Genomic DNA, 3,275 nt, shown 5'->3' with positions numbered 1-3,275 from the left:
GCCCCGTCCTCGCTCTAAAGCACACATCCTCCACACTCGGCGGCCTGCAAAGGCCGCCTTTTTGTTCCGTCCACAAGCACCAAACGCTTGTCGTCGTTTAGACGCGCTTTTGAAAAGCCATCAACAGAGGCACCCGAGCATTCCGCCCAAATCCAACGCGTGCTTGCAATCCCCAGTAAGCGATCCGCTCAGGCAGGTCAGATCGACCCAGCGTCACGCCGTAGAAGAAACGCAAGGCGCAAACGGTCTGGTTCAACGCGCCCCACGAGACCCTTCGGCCCACCAAGTGGGCCTGATAGGCGCGCACCTCTTCGTATCCCAGTTGATCGGGTGATCGTCCAAAAAATCGACTGAACTTCGCCACGTGATGCACGTAGGATCGCTGGGTCTCCGGTGACAAATTGCGGATCGTCAGATCTTCAATCATCCGCTGACGCAGAGGGCTTATCTGGGCCATCTGGGGTTCTCCTGTCTGGAAGGTTGGCTCGACACCAAATCTTCTCAGACAGGGGCCTCCTCAGGCCAGACCCGCGCATCAGTTACCGTGACAGCGGTTTAGTTCAATCACAATCCAATCTCAGGCGGAATCCTGAATCTCAACAAACCTTAGACCAACACGCCTTCGCACCCTGAAGATGGGTTAGTTATCGCTTGGCCGGTGCTTCGGACGAAGTCTTCTAATAACGGGCGCCAGCTCAATTCAACATTTGCTATGGATAGTGCAACAAGAATTCACACAAACTTAAAACTCGCAAGTCGCTGACGGTGATACGTTCACCAAGCTCGGCTCAGGCCGAAATTGCGGAAAGCAGACTTATCGGATGGCCGTTTTGCAGTCCACGCGGAGACAATTGTCATGGGAACAAAAGCGGGCGCCCTGCCCCCCAATCGGGGCATTGCTAGCGACCTCGCGAACCGCCGAACCACCTGTCGGGAGGGACCTGTGACTTTCGCCGGTGGAAACACTCAGAGCGGGGATTGATGCAACTTCGAAATTTGGTGCCCATTCCCACATACCTCAGCTGTTAAATTAGCATTGGCGCAGTTCGGTAGCGCGCCCCGACAAAGGAAAACATGCATGTCTCTGAAAGTGTCGTTCTTATTCGGCGGGGTTTCTACTGAATATGACGGGTCTATCACATCGTTGATAAATGTCATCTCGTCATATCTCGCACTGCCGGTCGTCGCGCGGCCGTTTTCTGTCAAACGCTTATATCATATTAGTCGATACGACGGGCTTATCCGAACAATTCCAGTTGACCGTGCTTCGACTACGAACGATATACATCGGTGCATTGCCGAGAATAGCACGATGCCCGGCAGGAAGCTGGCATCGGTTCTAGATTCTATCGCATCTAATGCGGAGTACATCGTAAATTTGTTACACGGACAGTTTGGTGAGGATGGAGGGATTCAGACGCTCGCGGCGCTTTCAGGCGTAACGGGCACGTTCGGCGACCCACACGTAGCATCATTAACCATGAATAAATACGCCATGTCAGCATTTGTTTCGGCGCTACTGCCGAATGAGGTGGTTCGGGTACCAAAGACAACACTCGTAAAGCCTAGGGGGGTTTCGGAAGCGATTGAAGCTGTCAAGCTGAGTCGGGGTCCAATTGTTGTAAAGCCGAATTCTCTCGGCTCATCGCTATTTTGTGGGCTTTTTCGCGACCCCGCGGGGTCCGCAGCCGAGATCGAGTCGCTACTAGGCACAATCTTCACGTATGATAGCGCCGCTCTGTTTCAGGAGTTCATTCCCGGTGACGAATATACCTGTGGGTGCTTAGTCAGTTCTTCTGCGGTAATTCCCCTTCCGGTGGTAAAGCTTGACGCGGAGATGCAATTCTGTGGTCGAGACCAAAAATATTCTGACCACATAGCGAAAAAGACTGTGGTCGACTCAGACAATGAGGTTTACGGGCGTGTCCAGACCATCGCGGAAAGAATCGTGTCATCAATAGACATATATAACATGGCGAGACTAGATTTTCGGGTGACAGACACATCGGAAGTATGGTTTCTAGAGTGCAACTATATCCCTGGAATTGCGAAAGATGGCTCATTTGAGATGATGCTGAACCGTCGTGGGATGACAGTTATCGATTTGATATCTTGGATTGCATCAAACGCAACCCCATTTATCAAGCCGGAACATTATATAAATTACGATCGTATTTGAGGTTAGGCACACGTTAGCCGGCTGAGTAAATCAGTCGGTGGCGAAGAGCACGAACGTAACGGTTAGCTTGAGAAGAGTACCCCACTTGGCATCAGTGCGCGGCAGTGAAGGGGTTTACTACTCGAGACGCGGCGCCACCTGGTGCAACGCGGACCAACACGTCCGGCCCCCGGCCAAAGCAAATCCGGCCCGTCGCGTCGTGGAGGTGACGACCCTGGCGAAGTGTGCACCGCGATTATTCGTGATGTGAGCGTGAGCCCACGATAAGTTTGAGATCGCAGGGCGCTTAAAAAGGTGAGGGAAGTAGGCATGACAATGCTTTGCGTCACCCATGTGCGGCGTTGATCCAAATAACGATTAGCTGATCGTCACTGACGTACAGCGCCGCAGGACGAAAGGAGCGTGCCATGACTTCTCAGGGGTGGGATATTGAAATTGTGCGTGCCGCCTTTCCGTCGCTCGCGCTGACTGACGGGGGCAGATCGCGAGTCTATTTAGACGCGCCAGGCGGATCACAGATCGCTGCGCGTGTGATTGAACGCATGAGTGAGGTCATGCTAAGAAGTTGCGCCAACAAGAGCGGAGTCCTCCGCACCTCTCATGAGAGCGATCGTATATGGGCGACGCCCATTCAGCTGTCGCAGATTGCTCGTCAGCTGTCGCAGATTGCTCGGCGCGGCTTCGCCAAACGAGATCGTCTTTGGGCCCAACAGTACTTCTCTGATCTTTTACTTCTCTCGCATGGTTGTCCGTTTAATGGAGGTCCGGCGATGAGATCGTGCTCAGGCGCATGGACCATGACGGCAACGTCGGTCCATGGGTGATCGCAGCCGAGGAGCGCGGCGTCACCATCCGCTGGCTCGACTTCGATCCCGAGACGTTTGAATACCGCTACGAGGAACTGGGGCGACACTAACTTGAAACAGCTGGCCTATTACCATCAGGCCCTGCATATGGAGCGCGTAAGTATCGACACAATCGCTACGGCAGTTCCGACGCCATTTTATTGCTACTCCTCTGACGCGATAAGAACGGCATACCTAACCCTGAGCACCGCGCTCAAGCCTGTTGGAGCCTCGGTATGCTTCGCGGTGAA

General features: G+C 53.6%; 1 protein-coding gene and 2 pseudogenes. 2 read left to right on the top strand and 1 reads right to left on the bottom strand.

The window, feature by feature from the left end:
- Positions 1 to 175: 175 nt before the first annotated feature.
- Positions 176 to 457 (bottom strand): annotated as a pseudogene (locus D3227_RS39900) (site-specific integrase); the annotation flags it as partial.
- Positions 458 to 1,078: 621 nt separating this feature from the next.
- On the opposite strand from D3227_RS39900, the gene D3227_RS39895 reads away from it, so the two are divergent.
- A complete protein-coding gene (locus tag D3227_RS39895) occupies positions 1,079 to 2,179 on the top strand; it encodes an ATP-grasp domain-containing protein (protein WP_120019417.1) in 1,101 nt (366 codons plus the stop codon).
- A 772-nt stretch (positions 2,180 to 2,951) separates the two neighbouring features.
- Positions 2,952 to 3,095 (top strand): annotated as a pseudogene (locus D3227_RS39890) (cysteine desulfurase-like protein); the annotation flags it as partial.
- Positions 3,096 to 3,275 lie beyond the last annotated feature (180 nt).

The organism is Mesorhizobium waimense (assembly GCF_003601975.1).
In the GTDB taxonomy this organism is placed as follows: Bacteria; Pseudomonadota; Alphaproteobacteria; order Rhizobiales; family Rhizobiaceae; genus Mesorhizobium; species Mesorhizobium waimense.
This window is presented reverse-complemented; position numbering and strand designations above follow the sequence as displayed.